This window comes from Bradyrhizobium sp. Pha-3 (assembly GCF_042258325.1).
Taxonomy (GTDB): Bacteria; Pseudomonadota; Alphaproteobacteria; order Rhizobiales; family Xanthobacteraceae; genus Bradyrhizobium; species Bradyrhizobium elkanii.
In genome coordinates this window covers 1,670,420-1,684,804 of sequence record NZ_CP170151.1, presented here as the reverse complement: position 1 = coordinate 1,684,804, position 14,385 = coordinate 1,670,420, and the positions used below count along the sequence as shown (strand labels likewise).

Annotated in this window: 14 protein-coding genes; 10 read left to right on the top strand and 4 right to left on the bottom strand. The window is 63.9% G+C overall.

Going from position 1 to position 14,385, the window contains the following annotated elements; all coding sequences use genetic code 11:
• Positions 1-109: 109 nt before the first annotated feature.
• On the top strand, positions 110-1,495 hold the full coding sequence (locus tag ACE10X_RS08105; RefSeq protein ID WP_016844484.1) for an ATP-binding protein: 1,386 nt from the start codon (positions 110-112) through the stop codon (positions 1,493-1,495).
• Positions 1,496-1,563: 68 nt separating this feature from the next.
• Here ACE10X_RS08105 and ACE10X_RS08100 read toward each other — a convergent pair whose 3' ends face one another.
• From ACE10X_RS08100 to ACE10X_RS08090, 3 genes are all read right to left on the bottom strand, one after another.
• On the bottom strand, positions 1,564-3,864 hold the full coding sequence (locus tag ACE10X_RS08100; protein ID WP_085970810.1) for a TonB-dependent siderophore receptor: 2,301 nt from the start codon (positions 3,862-3,864) through the stop codon (positions 1,564-1,566).
• A gap of 747 nt (positions 3,865-4,611) precedes the next feature.
• The gene (locus ACE10X_RS08095; protein ID WP_018269802.1) at positions 4,612-5,142 is read right to left on the bottom strand and encodes a DUF3617 family protein; all 531 of its coding nucleotides are present in this window, start codon (positions 5,140-5,142) and stop codon (positions 4,612-4,614) included.
• 43 nt (positions 5,143-5,185) lie between these two features.
• On the bottom strand, positions 5,186-5,485 hold the full coding sequence (locus ACE10X_RS08090; protein ID WP_026192261.1) for a hypothetical protein: 300 nt from the start codon (positions 5,483-5,485) through the stop codon (positions 5,186-5,188).
• Between the two features lie 166 nt (positions 5,486-5,651).
• Here ACE10X_RS08090 and ACE10X_RS08085 point away from each other — a divergent pair, with 166 nt between their 5' ends.
• The 4 genes from ACE10X_RS08085 (at position 5,652) to ACE10X_RS08070 (ending at position 8,499) form a co-directional block, all read left to right on the top strand.
• A complete protein-coding gene (locus ACE10X_RS08085) occupies positions 5,652-6,128 on the top strand; it encodes a hypothetical protein (RefSeq protein ID WP_038388165.1) in 477 nt (158 codons plus the stop codon).
• 114 nt (positions 6,129-6,242) lie between these two features.
• Positions 6,243-6,929 (top strand): ribonuclease T2, encoded by a 687-nt coding sequence (locus ACE10X_RS08080; protein WP_038388164.1) that lies wholly within the window; start codon positions 6,243-6,245, stop codon positions 6,927-6,929.
• 236 nt (positions 6,930-7,165) lie between these two features.
• Positions 7,166-8,026, top strand: a complete 861-nt coding sequence (locus ACE10X_RS08075; protein WP_038388163.1) for a 23S rRNA (adenine(2030)-N(6))-methyltransferase RlmJ — start codon at positions 7,166-7,168, stop codon at positions 8,024-8,026.
• A 260-nt stretch (positions 8,027-8,286) separates the two neighbouring features.
• Positions 8,287-8,499, top strand: coding sequence for a cold-shock protein (locus tag ACE10X_RS08070; protein ID WP_016844477.1), 213 nt, complete (start codon positions 8,287-8,289; stop codon positions 8,497-8,499).
• 274 nt (positions 8,500-8,773) lie between these two features.
• Here the strand turns inward: ACE10X_RS08070 and ACE10X_RS08065 are convergent, their stop codons facing one another.
• Complete coding sequence (locus tag ACE10X_RS08065) at positions 8,774-9,397, bottom strand: outer membrane protein (protein WP_016844476.1); 624 nt, start codon at positions 9,395-9,397, stop codon at positions 8,774-8,776.
• Between the two features lie 261 nt (positions 9,398-9,658).
• On the opposite strand from ACE10X_RS08065, the gene uvrC reads away from it, so the two are divergent.
• The 5 genes from uvrC to prmB all read left to right on the top strand — a co-directional run bounded on the left by uvrC (position 9,659) and on the right by prmB (position 14,249).
• Positions 9,659-11,758, top strand: a complete 2,100-nt coding sequence (gene uvrC / locus ACE10X_RS08060; protein WP_038388160.1) for an excinuclease ABC subunit UvrC — start codon at positions 9,659-9,661, stop codon at positions 11,756-11,758.
• A gap of 193 nt (positions 11,759-11,951) precedes the next feature.
• Entirely contained in the window at positions 11,952-12,566 is a 615-nt protein-coding gene (gene pgsA, locus ACE10X_RS08055) for a CDP-diacylglycerol--glycerol-3-phosphate 3-phosphatidyltransferase (RefSeq protein WP_016844474.1), read from the top strand.
• Positions 12,563-12,814, top strand: coding sequence for a molybdopterin converting factor subunit 1 (gene moaD / locus ACE10X_RS08050; RefSeq protein ID WP_028333074.1), 252 nt, complete (start codon positions 12,563-12,565; stop codon positions 12,812-12,814). Before pgsA ends, moaD begins: the two co-directional genes overlap by 4 nt.
• A gap of 8 nt (positions 12,815-12,822) precedes the next feature.
• Positions 12,823-13,290: a molybdenum cofactor biosynthesis protein MoaE gene (locus ACE10X_RS08045; RefSeq protein WP_038388159.1), complete on the top strand. Its 468-nt coding sequence runs from the start codon at positions 12,823-12,825 to the stop codon at positions 13,288-13,290.
• Positions 13,290-14,249 carry a 50S ribosomal protein L3 N(5)-glutamine methyltransferase gene (gene prmB, locus ACE10X_RS08040; RefSeq protein ID WP_038388158.1) on the top strand — a complete coding sequence of 320 codons (960 nt, stop codon included), beginning with the start codon at positions 13,290-13,292 and terminating at the stop codon, positions 14,247-14,249. The genes ACE10X_RS08045 and prmB overlap by 1 nt, the downstream gene beginning before the upstream one ends.
• Positions 14,250-14,385 lie beyond the last annotated feature (136 nt).

Here is a 14,385-nt window from a genome sequence, read left to right as displayed (position 1 = left end):
GCGCGATGAGATCAGGATGAATCGTCATCGCGCTTCAGATCCTTGTTTGAGCATGATCTTGCCGGAAAACCGCTGCGCAGTTTTCCGGATCATGCTGTAGAGCATCCGCATGAGCACGCTCGACTCCGGCCTGACCCTGATCAAGAACGCCTCGCAGCGCGTCTCGAAGGCGAACGGCTGGATGGGCAATGCGTTCAAGAGCTGGATGCCGACCGGCCTCTATGCGCGCGCGCTGCTGATCATGATCGTGCCGATGGTGATCCTGCAGACAGTGGTGGCGTTCGTGTTCATGGAGCGGCACTGGAACACGGTGACGCGGCGGCTGTCGGCCGCGGTGGTGTCCGATATCGCCGCGCTGATCGACGTCTACAAGAGCTATCCGCAGGACAAGGACCGCGCGCAGCTTCGCCGCATCGCCCAGAAACTGCAGCTGGTGGTCGACTTCCTGCCCGCCGGCGACATGCCGCCGCCGGGGCCGAAGCCGTTCTTCTCGCTGCTCGACCAGACGCTGTCGGTGCAGCTCGGCCGCCAGATCAGCCGTCCGTTCTGGATCGACACCGTCGGCAAATCCAATTTGGTCGAGATCCGCGTGCAGCTCGACGATTCGGTGATGCGGATCTTCGCCCAGCGCAGCGCGGCCTACGCCTCCAATTCGGAGATCTTCATCTTCTGGATGCTCGGCACCTCGACGATCCTCCTGATCGTCGCCGTGCTGTTCCTGCGCAACCAGATCAAGCCGATCCTGCGGCTCGCCGACGCCGCCGAAAGTTTCGGCAAGGGCCGCGAGGCGCCGAACTTTCGGCCGCGCGGCGCGCGCGAGGTGCGGCGCGCGGCGCAGGCCTTCATCGAGATGAAGGCGCGCGTCGAACGTTCGATCGAGCAGCGCACCGCGATGCTCGCCGGCGTGTCGCATGATCTGCGCACCATCCTGACCCGGTTCAAGCTCGAGCTTGCCCTGATCGGCGAAGGCCCCGAGATCGACGCGATGCGCAAGGACGTCGACGAGATGTCGATGATGCTGGAGGATTACCTTGCCTTCGCGCGCGGCGATTCCGGCGAGGTCGCGCAGCCGACCGACATGGCGTTGGCGCTGGAGGAATTGCGCAGCGACGCCGAACGCCACGGCCACACCGCAACCGTCGCGTTCCACGGCCTGCCCGTCGTCACGGTGAAGCCGGCCTCGTTCAAGCGCTGTCTCGCCAATCTCGTCTCCAACGCGGCGCGCCACGCCAACACGATCTCGATCACCGGCCATCGCGACCATCGCTATCTCAACGTCACGGTCGACGACGACGGACCGGGCATCCCCGCCGACATGCGCGAGGAAGTGTTCAAGCCGTTCCTGCGGCTCGACGATGCCCGCAACCAGGACGAAGGCGGCACCGGGCTCGGGCTCGCGATCGCCCGCGACATCGCCCGCTCGCATGGCGGCGACATCATGCTCAGCGAAAGCCCGATGGGCGGCCTGCGCGCCGTCGTGCGGGTGCCGGTGTAACATAGCGTTTTCGAGCGAAGTGGACGCCGGTTCGCGTGAAGACAACGCGTCCAAACAACAAATTCGAGCTACCAGCGGTAAGACAAGGTGCCGATGACCTGCCGCCGCTCGCCGGCATAACAGTAACCGGACTGGCAGGTCTGGTAGTGCGTGTCGAACAGATTGGTCGCGTTCAGGCGCGCGGTGGCGCCGAGGAAGCGCCGGTCCAGCTTGCCGAGATCGTAATCGATCACCGCATCGAACAGCGTCGTCGCCGCATTCTGGAACGTGTTCTGGTCGTTGCCGAAGTTCGTGCCGATATAACGCACGCCGAGACCAAGCCCGAGCCCTTCGACGGGCACGCCGGACTGGAACGTATATTTGCCGAAGGCGGCGAAGGAATTCCTCGGAATGCCGGAGAGCTCATTGCCGGTCGTGTCGGGATCGCCCTGCGTGATCACGACGTTGAGATGGGTGTAGGCGGCGGTGAGATCAAATCCCTGCTTGAGCGCCAGCTTCGCCTCGAGCTCCACGCCCTTGGATTCGACCTGCCCGGTGGCTGCCTGGAACGCCATGTTGTTCGGATCGGTGCGCAGCACATTGTCCTGCGTGATGTCGAACACCGCGGCGGTCAACAGCACCGGAAGGTTCGGCATCTGGTACTTGATGCCCACTTCCTTCTGCTCGCCGGTGGTCGGCCTGAACGGCAATCCGGATGCATCGACGCCGACCTGCGGGGCGAACGCCGTCGCATAGCTGACATAGGGCGCAATGCCGTTGTCGAAGACGTAGCTCAGCCCCGCACGGCCCGTGAAGGCGGTGGCCTTTTGCGTCGACGGCACGCCGTCCAGACCCGCGGTCGTCGTCTGCGACACCCAGCTCTGACGGCCGTTGAGCGTCAGAATGAAGCCCCCGAGCTTGGCCTGCTCCTGTGCATAGACACCGACCTCGTCGGTCGACTGCTTGTTGAAGATCGAGAATGCCGGCGTCGCGATCGCCTGGGCGCCGTAGTTCATGGTCAGGAGATTGAGATCGGGCGCCGGCCCGTAGCCGATCTTGTCGTTGTAGTAGGAGTGACCGTAGTCGACGCCGAACAGCGCCGTGTTCCTGATCGCGCCAAGCATGAACTTGGCCTCGGCCTGATTGTCGAGCGTTACGGTGTTGAAGCTGTCCAGGATCCGCCAGGCCGACCGCGAGGCGCGATTGGTGCTGCTGTCGATCGAATCGATCTGGGTGTATTTCGCGTCGACGTCGACCTGGTAGAAGCGGAAGTTCTGCCGCACCGTCCACACGTCGTCGACATTGTGCTCGAACGCGTAGCCGATGCGATACTGCTTCTGATCCATCGCGCTGAAGGCCGGATCATTCGAATAGATGTTGGTCAACTGTCCGTCAGGCGTGCGGAAGTTGCCGATGCTGGCGGCGGTTCGGCTCTTTTGATATTCGCTGAGGATGGTGAAGGACGTGTCGGCGTCCGGCCGCCAGGTCAGCGCAGGCGCGATATAGGCGCGATCGTCGTCGTTGCCGGGGTACCAGGTCTTTGCGTCGCGCAGCAACCCCGTCAGCCGGTAGTACAGCTGATCGCTGCCAGGCACCGGACCACCGATATCGAAACTGCCCTGGTAACGGTCGTAGGTGCCGCCCTGCAGCTGCACCTCACCGAATGCCGTCCACGGCGGCCGCTTGGTCGTGACATCCACGATGCCTCCCGGAGAGCCGAGGCCATAGAGGCCCGAGGCCGGTCCGCGGAGGATCGACACGCTGTCGAGACCGTAAGGTTCGATCTTTGGAATGGCGAAGTTGCCGCCGCCCTGACGCAGGCCGTCGCGATAGATCCCCGTATAGGTCGCATCGAAGCCACGGATGTAGAAACTATCGAACCTTGGATCATAGCCGAACGCCGTGGTCGTCACGCCCGGCGTGTAGCTGACGGCGTCCTTGAGCGTCTGAACGTTGCGATCCCGAAGCTCCTTTTGCGTGACGACCGATAGCGACTGCGGCGTTTCGATCAGCGCTGTGCTGGTCTTGGTGCCGGCCGTGCTGGCGGTCGCGACGTAACCCGTCGTCGTACCGATCGCGCCACCTGTGCCTTGCGACCGCGGAGCCTGACTCTGAGCGGGCGCCACGGCATTGCGGCGCCGGTTCGCCGCGACGGCGCGCGAAGCCCTGGTGTTCTGACTTGAAACGACGGCACCGCGCTTCTTTGCGGCGCCAGGTTCATCCACCGTCACTGCGGGAAGTTCGCTGACATTGTTCTGCGGAGGACTTGTCTGCGCCTGAGCGCAGGCGACGTCTGCGCCCATTGGCACAAGCACGACCGAACCGAGCAGCGCTGCATTGATCGCAGCCGTTGATCCGAGCAAGCCGCGCTTGCTCCGATACGAAACCATTCCCACCGAACAAATCCCCACATTGCCTTACGCTGACATCGATCGAGTCGCGTTTGCGACAAGGCCGGCATCGATTGGGGCGGACTTCTATCGGCGGGATGCGCGAAATTCCACACGCGCAAAATAGAATCGATGAAAGCAGAAAAGAAGCGCAACACTGGAATGATTCAAGATGCGCAACACTGGAACGGTTCAAAACGACAGGTTGGCGCGTCAGGCTTTCGACTCGACGAATGCGATGCGCGTCGTCTCTCGCAGAGAGTCTCGAACGCGAGGCACGCAGCGATCATTCAATGATGTTGCATCCCGTCGACGTCATCGCGCGCCAAGGAGCGCACGAACGCGGTGAACCGTCACCCCCGCGCAAAGGCTTGCGCGGGGGTGACGGCAGGGCTATCGCATTTCGTGGCGGTGTGCCCGTGGCCATCCTTCGAGACGCCCGCCGTCGGCGGGCTCCTCAGGATGAGGTCTTGTTCTGCGGCACAATAGTAGACCCTCATGGTGAGGAGCGCCGCTTGCGGCGCGTCTCGAACCACGGGGCCAAACACTTGCGCGGTCGCCAAGGGGCATACGCGATAGCCTTGGGGGTGACCGGGAGGGATCGGATGGATTGCGCATCGCCTCAGCGCAAGATTGCTCCGCAGTTTCGTCGCGAACTGCTCGCAATGACTGTGGTGCAAGGCGGCACAGCCTCTCGGCATGCGAGGCGATGCATTCAGGCGCGGCAACAGCCGAATGCGCTGCGCGCTACTTCTGCTTGGGCAGGAGGCCCTTCAGCTTTTCCATGTCCTTGACGTTCATCTTCATGCCGCCTGGCATGATGATGTCACCGGCCTTCTGGTCGCTCTTGCAGGCGCCGAGCCATTTCGCCTCGATGGTCATCGTGGTGTCGCGCGAGCCGGCCGCGCCGCCCTCGGCATGCGAGGTGCTCTTCACCGTGTAGGCGGAATTGAAATCGCCGACGATCTCGGCATGGCTCTGCATCGTCATGCCGGCGACGCTGCAGACGCTGTCGCTGACATAGCCGGTGGCGGTCTTCTGGATGTCCTGCTTGGAGCAGACTTCCTTGGCCATCGGCGAGGCCGCCGCGCTCATCTCCTTGTCGGTGGTCTCGTCGGTGCAGTGCTGCATGGTGATTTCCGGCATCGGCCCGCCGGTGCGCACCATTTTCATCTCCCACAGACCGGCCTTGCGGATCGGCAGGTCGACGGCACTTGCGGCGCCAGCGGACAGGACAAGGCACACAGCCGAACCAAGCAAGGCAAGCTGTCGGGTCATGCGGTCGGCTCCCGGCTGAACGATCGAAAGATTTGAAGCGCGCTCAGTAGAGCGTGCGCAACGGCCTCTGGGCTGCGCCATAGGGCACCCAGCGACAGGCGAAAGATATGTAGCCGCCCGGATAGTTCTGCATCGCAAGGAACTTGACCACCTTGCCGTAGGAGGCGCAGTGATCGACGGCAAGCTGCCGGGCGTCGGCCTGGGTCGCCAGCGTATAGGCGATGATACCGCCGGTATCATTGCCCTTGAACGGCGGCACCGGCTGCATCCAATCCGCCCGCGCCGGCACAACGGCCAGCATCCCGCAAACGGCAACCAGGCACGCGGCCAATTTCCTTCGCATCGCAGACTCCATTTCGCTTCGAGCCAACATAGAGTGCGCCGGCGACCGTGAAAAGAACGAGCCGGCTCCCCAAGGTGGACTTCTCCGCAGGTGTTGCCGCGCTGCACTTGACCTTGCCGGGGCTTCGCGGCACCGTCCGCGGCATCGGATAATCGGGTGGATTCCCATGCGCAACCTGTTCAGCTCCCGCAATAAACTCGGCCGCAAGCTCGGCCTCGGCGCCGCACTCGTGGTCGGCACGCTGGCGTTCGGGGGCACGGCCCAGGCCGCCAATCCGCTCGAAATGAACTTTTGGCTGTCCGGCCCGCGCTATGACGGCAATGTGGCCCCATGCGAGAAGGCCCTGACGGTCATCAGCACGCAATTCCAGGAAAAGGAAGCCACCTTCTGGAATTCGCCGCTCGTGATCACCGGCTTCAACGGGATTCACGAAACCGCCTTCCGTCCCTGGCAGTCCAACAATATTCCGCGCCGCTATTGCAGCGGCGAGGCGATGCTGAGCGACGGCAAGGTGCGCAAGGTGCACTATTCGATCATCGAGGACGGCGGCTTTGCCAGCATCAATCAGGGCGTCGAATGGTGCGTCGCGGGGCTCGACCGCAACTGGGCCTATAACCCGTCCTGCAAGGCCGCCCGGCCCTGATCTCCGACCAGATTGCTAAAGCAGGAGCCGCCGCCATTTGGACGGCGGCTTTTTGTTCTTGAAATGTTCTCGCGGCCTGCTAGGCTCCGGGCGGTCGAGTGAGGGGAGCGTTTGATGCCTCGGTTGGACATAATTTCCCGATTTTTGATTTCGGTTGTCATTATTCTGTGCGGTGCGGTTGCGGCCTCGGCCCAGGATCGTCGCCAGAATGCGCCCGGTGAGTTCGATTTCTATGTGCTGTCGCTGTCGTGGTCGCCCTCGTTCTGCGAGGCGGCGAGCGAGCGCGGCAACAACGGCCGCGGCACGCAGGCGCAGTGCGGCGGACGGCCCTATTCCTTCGTGGTGCACGGCCTGTGGCCGCAATATGAGCGGGGCTTTCCGGAATACTGCCAGCGGCCCTCGCCGCGACTCGCCCGCAGCATCATGAGCTCGATGCTCGACCTGATGCCGGCGCCCGGGCTGATCTACAATGAGTGGGACAAGCACGGCACCTGCTCGGGTCTCGGCGAACGCGCCTATTTCGAAGCCATCCGCAAGGCCCGCGCCACGGTGAAGATCCCCGAGGAATTCCTGCAATTGTCGGAGCCGAAGACGGTCGCGCCCGACGAGCTGGAGGCGGCGTTCCTCAAGGTCAATCCGGGCCTCAGCAACTCCGCGATCTCGGTGACCTGCGATAGCAAGCGGCTCAGCGAGGTGCGGATCTGCCTCAGCAAGGATCTGCAATTCCGCTCCTGCGAGGAAATCGATCGCCGCGCCTGCCGCCGCGATCAGGTGCTGATGCCTCCGGTTCGCGGCGGCTGAAACCCTCTGCGTCATGGCCGGCGGACCCGCGCCGCGCGTCGTCGCGCAGAACGTCCCGGCCACCTGCGCCATCGCGAAACAAGCAAGATCAGGCGCAGATGCCCGGGAGCCGGCTACGCCAAGGCTTCGCCGAGCTCGGATGTTAACCCCGCCGAAGCTTTAGCGAAGGCCGGGACAAGCCCGGGCATGACGAGTACAACATGCGCGACCCTTTGGGAGCGCAGCACGATCATCACATGAACTACCGTCACGCCTTTCATGCCGGCAGCTTTGCCGATGTTATCAAGCACATCGTGCTGGTGCGCATGCTCACCTATCTGCAGGACAAGCCGGCGCCGTTCCGCGTTATCGACACCCATGCCGGCGCCGGCCTCTATGATTTGACGTCGAGCGAAGCGCAGCGCGGCGGCGAATGGCTCACCGGCATCGCGCGGCTGATGCAGGCGCGGCTCTCCGACAAGGCGTTGCCGCTGATCGCGCCCTATCTCGACATCGTCAGGGCATTCAATCCGAGAGGCGAGCTGAAAGCCTATCCGGGTTCGCCGTTGATCGCGCGGGCGCTGCTGCGTCCGCAAGATCGCCTCACCGCCTGCGAGATCGAACCGACGGCGCGCAAACAGCTGATCGACACCTTGCGACGCGACGCGCAAGCGCGCGTCGTCGATCTCGACGGTTGGATGGCGCTGCCCGCATTCGTGCCGCCGAACGAGCGGCGCGGCCTGGTGCTGATCGATCCGCCGTTCGAAGCGAAGGACGAGTTCGAGCGGCTGGCCAGTGCTTTCACGGAAGCATTCGCGAAGTGGCCGACCGGCACGTATCTTTTGTGGTACCCCGTAAAAACCCGGAGAGCCACCGATGAGCTAGCGCGCAGTGTGGCCGCTGCAGCAGCAGCGAGTCGGCCCACCGGCAAATGCCTGCGTTTGGAATTCAGTGTGGCACCGCAAGAAGCAGGCGCAGGCCTCGTTTCCACAGGGCTTTTGCTGGTGAATCCGCCGTGGACGCTGGCGAATGAGTTGAAGATCATCCTGCCCGAACTCGAGCGGCCGCTCGGTCAAGGCGGTGCGGGACGCTTCAGACTCGAGACGCCTAAACCTTGATCGACAGCTCCTACTGAAAAGTTCAATTTTGAGCATAGGCAATTTGCGCGGAACCGTATTATGCTCATCCTGTTACGACTGGCTTTACGTTCCGCTTCCGCGAATGGTTGCGGCGGAGTGACAAGGCCGAAATAAATCCAGGCAGACCGGCGGCGTGACGCCGGCCTGTTCAGGTGGCCAAGCTTCCGACAAGCGAATGTCGGTCAACCGCTACGCGGCGTGCGCGTAGCGGTGGAGCAATACGGGGGAGGAGTTTCCCGATGGCCATGACTGGGACAGTCAAGTTCTTCAACGGAGAGCGTGGCTACGGCTTCATCAAGCCTGATGATGGCGGCCGCGATGTGTTCGTTCACATCACAGCTGTCGAGCGTGCAGGATTGAAGGACCTGACTGAAGGACAACGCATTACGTTCGAGGTTGAGCCCGACAAGAAGGGCAAGGGCCCGAAGGCGGTCAACCTGGTGGTCTCATGACGAGCGCTCGCGATTCGCGGCTCGTGATGAACGCCGAATGAGGCGTTGCGTGTGAGTTGGCCGCCGAGCGCGCGGCTGGCGTGCTCTGGGTGACCACCTCTATGATGCGGACGCGACTGGCGGTGCCGCATATCCCACACGTGCGGCCCACCGATTGGATTCGCGGACGCCGCGGCGTGCATGCCGCCATGCGCGACGTTAAGACCATCAACACAAAGAAAAGCCCGGCCACGCAAGGCGCGGCCGGGAGTTGATGGTCGACGTTTTCTTGTTCTCAAAAGTGATAGTTGATGCCGGCGCGAACCAGGCTGAAGCTGTAGCCGTTCGACACGCCACCGGTGATCGTGAAATTGCTGTTGGCAAGGTCGACGTAGAGATATTCGATCTTGGCGCTCCAGTGCGGGGCAAAGCCCATTTCGGCGCCGGCACCGACGGTGAAGCCCGCATTGGTGTGGCTCTCCGTGATACCGAACGTCTCGCCGCGCAGTTCGCCGAAGGCGAGACCGCCGGTCGCGTAGAACAGCACGTTGTTGACCGCATAGCCGGCGCGGCCGCGCACCGTGCCGAACCACGGGTTGGAGAACTTCCACGGCGCGAACCGGTCGTCGGCCGTGGTGCCCTGGATGTCGGCCTCGATACCGAACACCCAGGGGGAGCCGTTCTGGAAGTTGTAGCCGGCCTGCACACCGCCGACGAACCCGGACGGCTTGGTCGGGTTGTTCTCGACCGAACCCCAGCCATAGCCGACATTGCCGCCAAGATAGGGGCCGGCCCAGCTATAGGCATTGAGCGGCTGATAGACGGTATAGGGCGATCCGTAGTTGAGGTCGGCCGACGCCGCCGAGGTCGTCCAGCCTGCAACGATCAATGCCAGCGCACGCGCGACAAACCGGGTCATTGGTACACCACGCAACAGCCGCAGCCCGCCGGCCAAGGCCGGCGTGGTTACGGAATTCCACTTTTTTCGCTAAGGTTTATCGAGAGTTTTAAGTTAAAGGGCTGTTAAGCCCGGTTACCGGCCCGCTCATCAGTCTTAACAAGATGTTACGCACCCCTTCCCGACGGTCCGCGCGGGGCCGGTAACCTCCTGCAATCGAGATGGTTTTCTTGGTGCCGTCAACGCTGGCGACCGGTCGCCCAAGCACTTAGTTTACGGCCCATGGTTCACGATTCTCCCGAGCGTCCGACGCCGGCCCCCAAAGCCGACTCCAAGGCTGATCCCAAGCCACGGCGCGGTTCAAAGTCCGACCTGCCGCAGGACGATCTGACGCTCGATACAAGCGACGTCGATCCCGAAACCTCCGCCGCCGAGGAGGAGGACGAGGCGCGCCTGCCCGAGGCTTCCGAGGACGCCGCCGAGGCGGTCGCCGAGGGCACGCTCTCAATCGGGCATGCCGCGATCGAGAACGCGGTCCGCCTCGCCCCGACCTCGCCCGGCGTCTACCGCATGCTCAACGCCGCCAACGACGTGCTCTATGTCGGCAAGGCGAAGAACGTCAAAAAGCGGCTGTCGTCCTATGCGCGGGCCAACGCGCCGCTGCCGGCGCGCATCCTGCGCATGATCGCGGCGACCACGCAGGTCGAGATCGTCTCGACCATGACCGAGACCGAGGCGCTGCTGCTCGAAGCCAATCTGATCAAGCAGCTCCGTCCCCGCTTCAATGTGCAGCTGCGCGACGACAAGTCGTTTCCCTATATTCTGATCACCGGCGACCATTGGGCGCCGCAGATCCTCAAGCATCGCGGCGCGCAGTCGCGGCCGGGGCGCTATTTCGGCCCGTTCGCCAACGCAGGCGCGGTCAACCGCACCATCACGGCGCTGCAGCGCGCGTTCCTGATCCGCTCCTGCACCGACGGCTTCTTCGAAAGCCGCAGCCGACCCTGCCTGCTCTATCAGATCAAGCGCTGCGCCGGCCCCTGCACGCGCGAGATCGACTTCCCCGGCTATAGCGAACTGGTGCGCGAGGCGACCGAATTCCTCTCCGGTCGCAGCCACGCCGTGAAGGAGCTGCTCGCGGCCGAGATGGAGAAGGCCTCCGGCGAGCTCGAGTTCGAAACCGCGGCGCTGTACCGCGACCGTCTCGCGGCGCTGTCGGCAATCCAGTCGCAGCAGGGCATCAATCCGCGCACGGTCGAAGAGGCCGATGTGTTCGCGATCCACCAGGAGGGCGGCTATTCCTGCGTCGAGGTGTTCTTCTTCCGCACCGGCCAGAACTGGGGCAACCGCGCCTATTTCCCGAAGGCCGAGAAGAGCTTCACGCCCGAGGAGGTGCTGTCCTCGTTCCTCGCGCAATTCTACGACGACAAGCCGCCGCCGAAGCTGATCCTGCTGTCGCACGAGATCGAGGAAAGCGCGTTGCTCGCCGACGCGCTGTCGGTCAAGGCCGAATCCAAGGTCGAGGTCTCCGTGCCGAAGCGCGGCGAGAAGAAGGAGCTGATCGGCCACGCGCTCACCAACGCGCGCGAGGCGCTCGGCCGCAAGCTCGCCGATACCGCGACGCAAAGCCGGCTGCTGGAGGGCATGGTCTCGACGCTCGGCCTGCCGCACACACCCAAGCGGATCGAGGTCTACGACAACAGCCACATCCAGGGCACCAACGCGGTCGGCGCGATGATCGTGGCGGGACCCGACGGGTTCATGAAAAACCAATACCGCAAGTTCAACATCAAGTCCGAAGGGCTGACGCCCGGCGACGATTACGGAATGATGCGCGAGGTGCTGGAACGCCGCTTCAAGCGGCTGCTGAAGCCGCCGGAGGGCGAGGCCGCCGCCAGGACGAAAGCGGATGACGATTCGTTTCCGCAATGGCCCGACCTCGTCATCATCGACGGCGGCCGCGGTCAGCTCAACGCGGTCCGGGAGATTTTCCAGAATCTCGGGCTGACCGAGGTCTCGCTGATGGCGGTGGCCAAGGGTCCGGAGCGCGATGCCGGGCGCGAAACCCTGTTCATGCCCGACCGCGAGGCCATCAAGCTGGAGCCGCGGGACCCGGTGCTCTATTTCATCCAGCGGCTGCGCGACGAGGCCCATCGCTTCGTGATCGGCTCGCACCGCAAGCTGCGCAAGAAGGACATCCGCGAGGCCGGCCTGCAGGAGATCCCGGGCATCGGCCCGTCCCGCAAGCGTGCCTTGCTGCACCACTTCGGAACGCTCAAGGAGATCGAGCGGGCCTCGATCGCCGACCTCGGCAAGGTTCCCGGCGTCAGCGCCGAGAGTGCCCGCAAGATTTTCGAGTTTTTCCACGCTCAGCCGGGTTAAACCAAAGGCGAGTCATCAGGGCGTCGCCTGCGACAGGGCATCTAGGGCATGATGCGAAAAAGTGTGAGGCAGTTATCCGAAAAGATCATGCTTAAACAACGAGCTAAGGCGCTATGACGATCCAGCGCAATCTGGTCGCGCCTGACGCGTCCGCACGGTTGACCTTCTCGCTTCAGCGGTATTGGTAGAACGGATGAACATCGCCACGACCCGGGGACAGACCAAGACCATGTCCCTCCCGAATATCCTGACCTACGCCCGGATCGCCGCGATCCCGGTGGTGATCGGCTGCGTCTACTGGCAATCGATCCTGGACGGCCCGTTGTGGCTGCGCTGGGTGGCGCTGGCCGTGTTCATTGCTGCGGGGATCACCGACTATCTCGACGGCTATTATGCCCGGATGTGGGACCAGCAGTCCGCCTTCGGCCGGATGCTCGATCCGATCGCCGACAAGCTCCTGGTCGCCTCCAGCCTTCTGATGCTCGCCGCCGACAATTCGATCCATGGCTGGACGCTGTGGGCGGCGATCGTGATCCTGTGCCGAGAGATCCTGGTCTCGGGCCTGCGCGAATATCTCGCAGGCTTGCGGGTCAGCGTTCCCGTCACCAAGCTGGCGAAGTGGAAGACGACGATCCAGCTGGTGGCGATCGGCTTTCTGATCGCCGGCGAGGCGGGCGAGCAGGTCTTCCCGGCCACCACCCTGATCGGCATCGTGCTGCTGTGGATGTCGGCGATCTTCACGATCTACACCGGCTGGGATTATTTCCGTGCCGGCATCCATCACCTCATCAAGGAGGATGAGGGATGAAGCTGAAATATTTCGCCTGGGTGCGTGAACGCGTCGGCAAGGCTGAAGAGATCGTCGAGCCGCCGGCCGAGGTGCGCACCGTCGGCGACCTGATCGGCTGGCTTGCCGCGCGCGACGATGCCTACGCCTATGCGTTCGAGAAGCCGACGGTGATCCGCGCCGCGATCGACCACGCCCATGTCAAATCGGACGCGGCGATCTCCGGCGCCCGCGAGATCGCGTTCTTTCCGCCGATGACCGGCGGCTAGATCCCGACATGACCGTCGCAGCGACCATCCGTATCCAGCAAGCCGACTTCGACGTCGCGCAGGAGATCGCGGCCTTGAGCAAGGGCCGCACCGATGTCGGCGCGATCGTCAGCTTCAGCGGCATCTGCCGCGGCAGCGAACAGGGCGAGCCGATCGCGGCGCTGACGCTCGAACATTATCCGGGCATGGCGGAAGCCGAGATCGCGCGCCACGCCGACGAGGCGCTGTCGCGCTGGCCGTTGCAGGGCCTCACCATCATCCACCGCTTCGGCCGCATCGCGCCGGGCGAGAACATCGTGCTGGTCGTGACCGCCTCGCCGCACCGGCAGGCCGCGTTCGAGGCCGCCGAGTTCCTGATGGACTATCTGAAGACCAACGCACCGTTCTGGAAGCGCGAGGAAAGCGCGCGCGGCGCGAGCTGGATCGAGGCGCAGGACCACGACGACGCGGCCGCCGCGCGCTGGACCAAATCCTGATGGCCAAGCGCAGCAAAGTGCCGGCCAAGCGCAGCCGCGCCGTGCCGAAAGCGCCGAAAGTCGGCGCCGGCGAGCTTCAGACCCTGTTTGATTTCCTGCGCTATGCCGTGAGCCGCTTCAACGCGGCCAAGCTCGTGTTCGCGCACGGCACCACCGATCCGGTGGCCGAGGCCGCGTTCCTGATCTGCGAAACGCTGCACCTGCATCCCGACCAGTTCGAGAACTTCGCCACCGCACGCGTCACGATTGCCGAAGGCAGGCAGATCCTCGACCTGATCGAGCGCCGGATCGCGACGCGGAAGCCTGCCGCCTATCTCGTCAACAAGGTCTATATGCGCGGCCTGCCGTTCTATGTCGACGAGCGCACCATCGTGCCGCGCTCCTTCATCGGCGAATTGCTGGATTCGCATTTCGGCGGCGACGAGGACGGCACCTCGCTGATCGGCGATCCCGAGGAGGTCGAACGCGTGCTCGACCTCTGCACCGGCTCCGGATGCCTTGCGATTTTGGCGGCGCGGCATTTTCCCAACGCCGCGGTCGACGCGGTCGATATTTCAAAGGACGCGCTCGAGGTCGCCGCGCGCAACGTCGCCGACCACGGCCTCGACGGTCGCCTGACGCTCCATCGCGGCGACCTGTTCAAGCCGCTCGGCGACAGCAGATACGATCTCATCATCTCGAACCCGCCCTATGTCGACGCCGAAGGCATGGCGGCGTTGCCGCGCGAGTGCCGTGCCGAGCCGAAGATCGCGTTCGATGGCGGCGCTGACGGGCTCGATATCGTCCGTCGCCTGCTCGATGAGGCGAGGCAACATCTGACCCCGCAGGGCGGGCTGCTCTGCGAGATCGGCCGCGGCCGCGACAATCTGGAGGCCGCCTACCCAAACCTGCCGCTGCTCTGGCTCGACACCGAGGACTCCGAGGGCGAGGTGTTCTGGATCGCGGCCGCGGACCTCTGACCGGCGTGCCGCCGCCGGCTCCGGCGAATTACGCGGCCCGATCCGGGCGAAACGAAAATCGTGTGCAGTTCCAGCCGGTTCCGAAGATCGCTGGCCCGTCGAATCAACAATGGTGCTAAGGTCGCGGTCCGGGGAC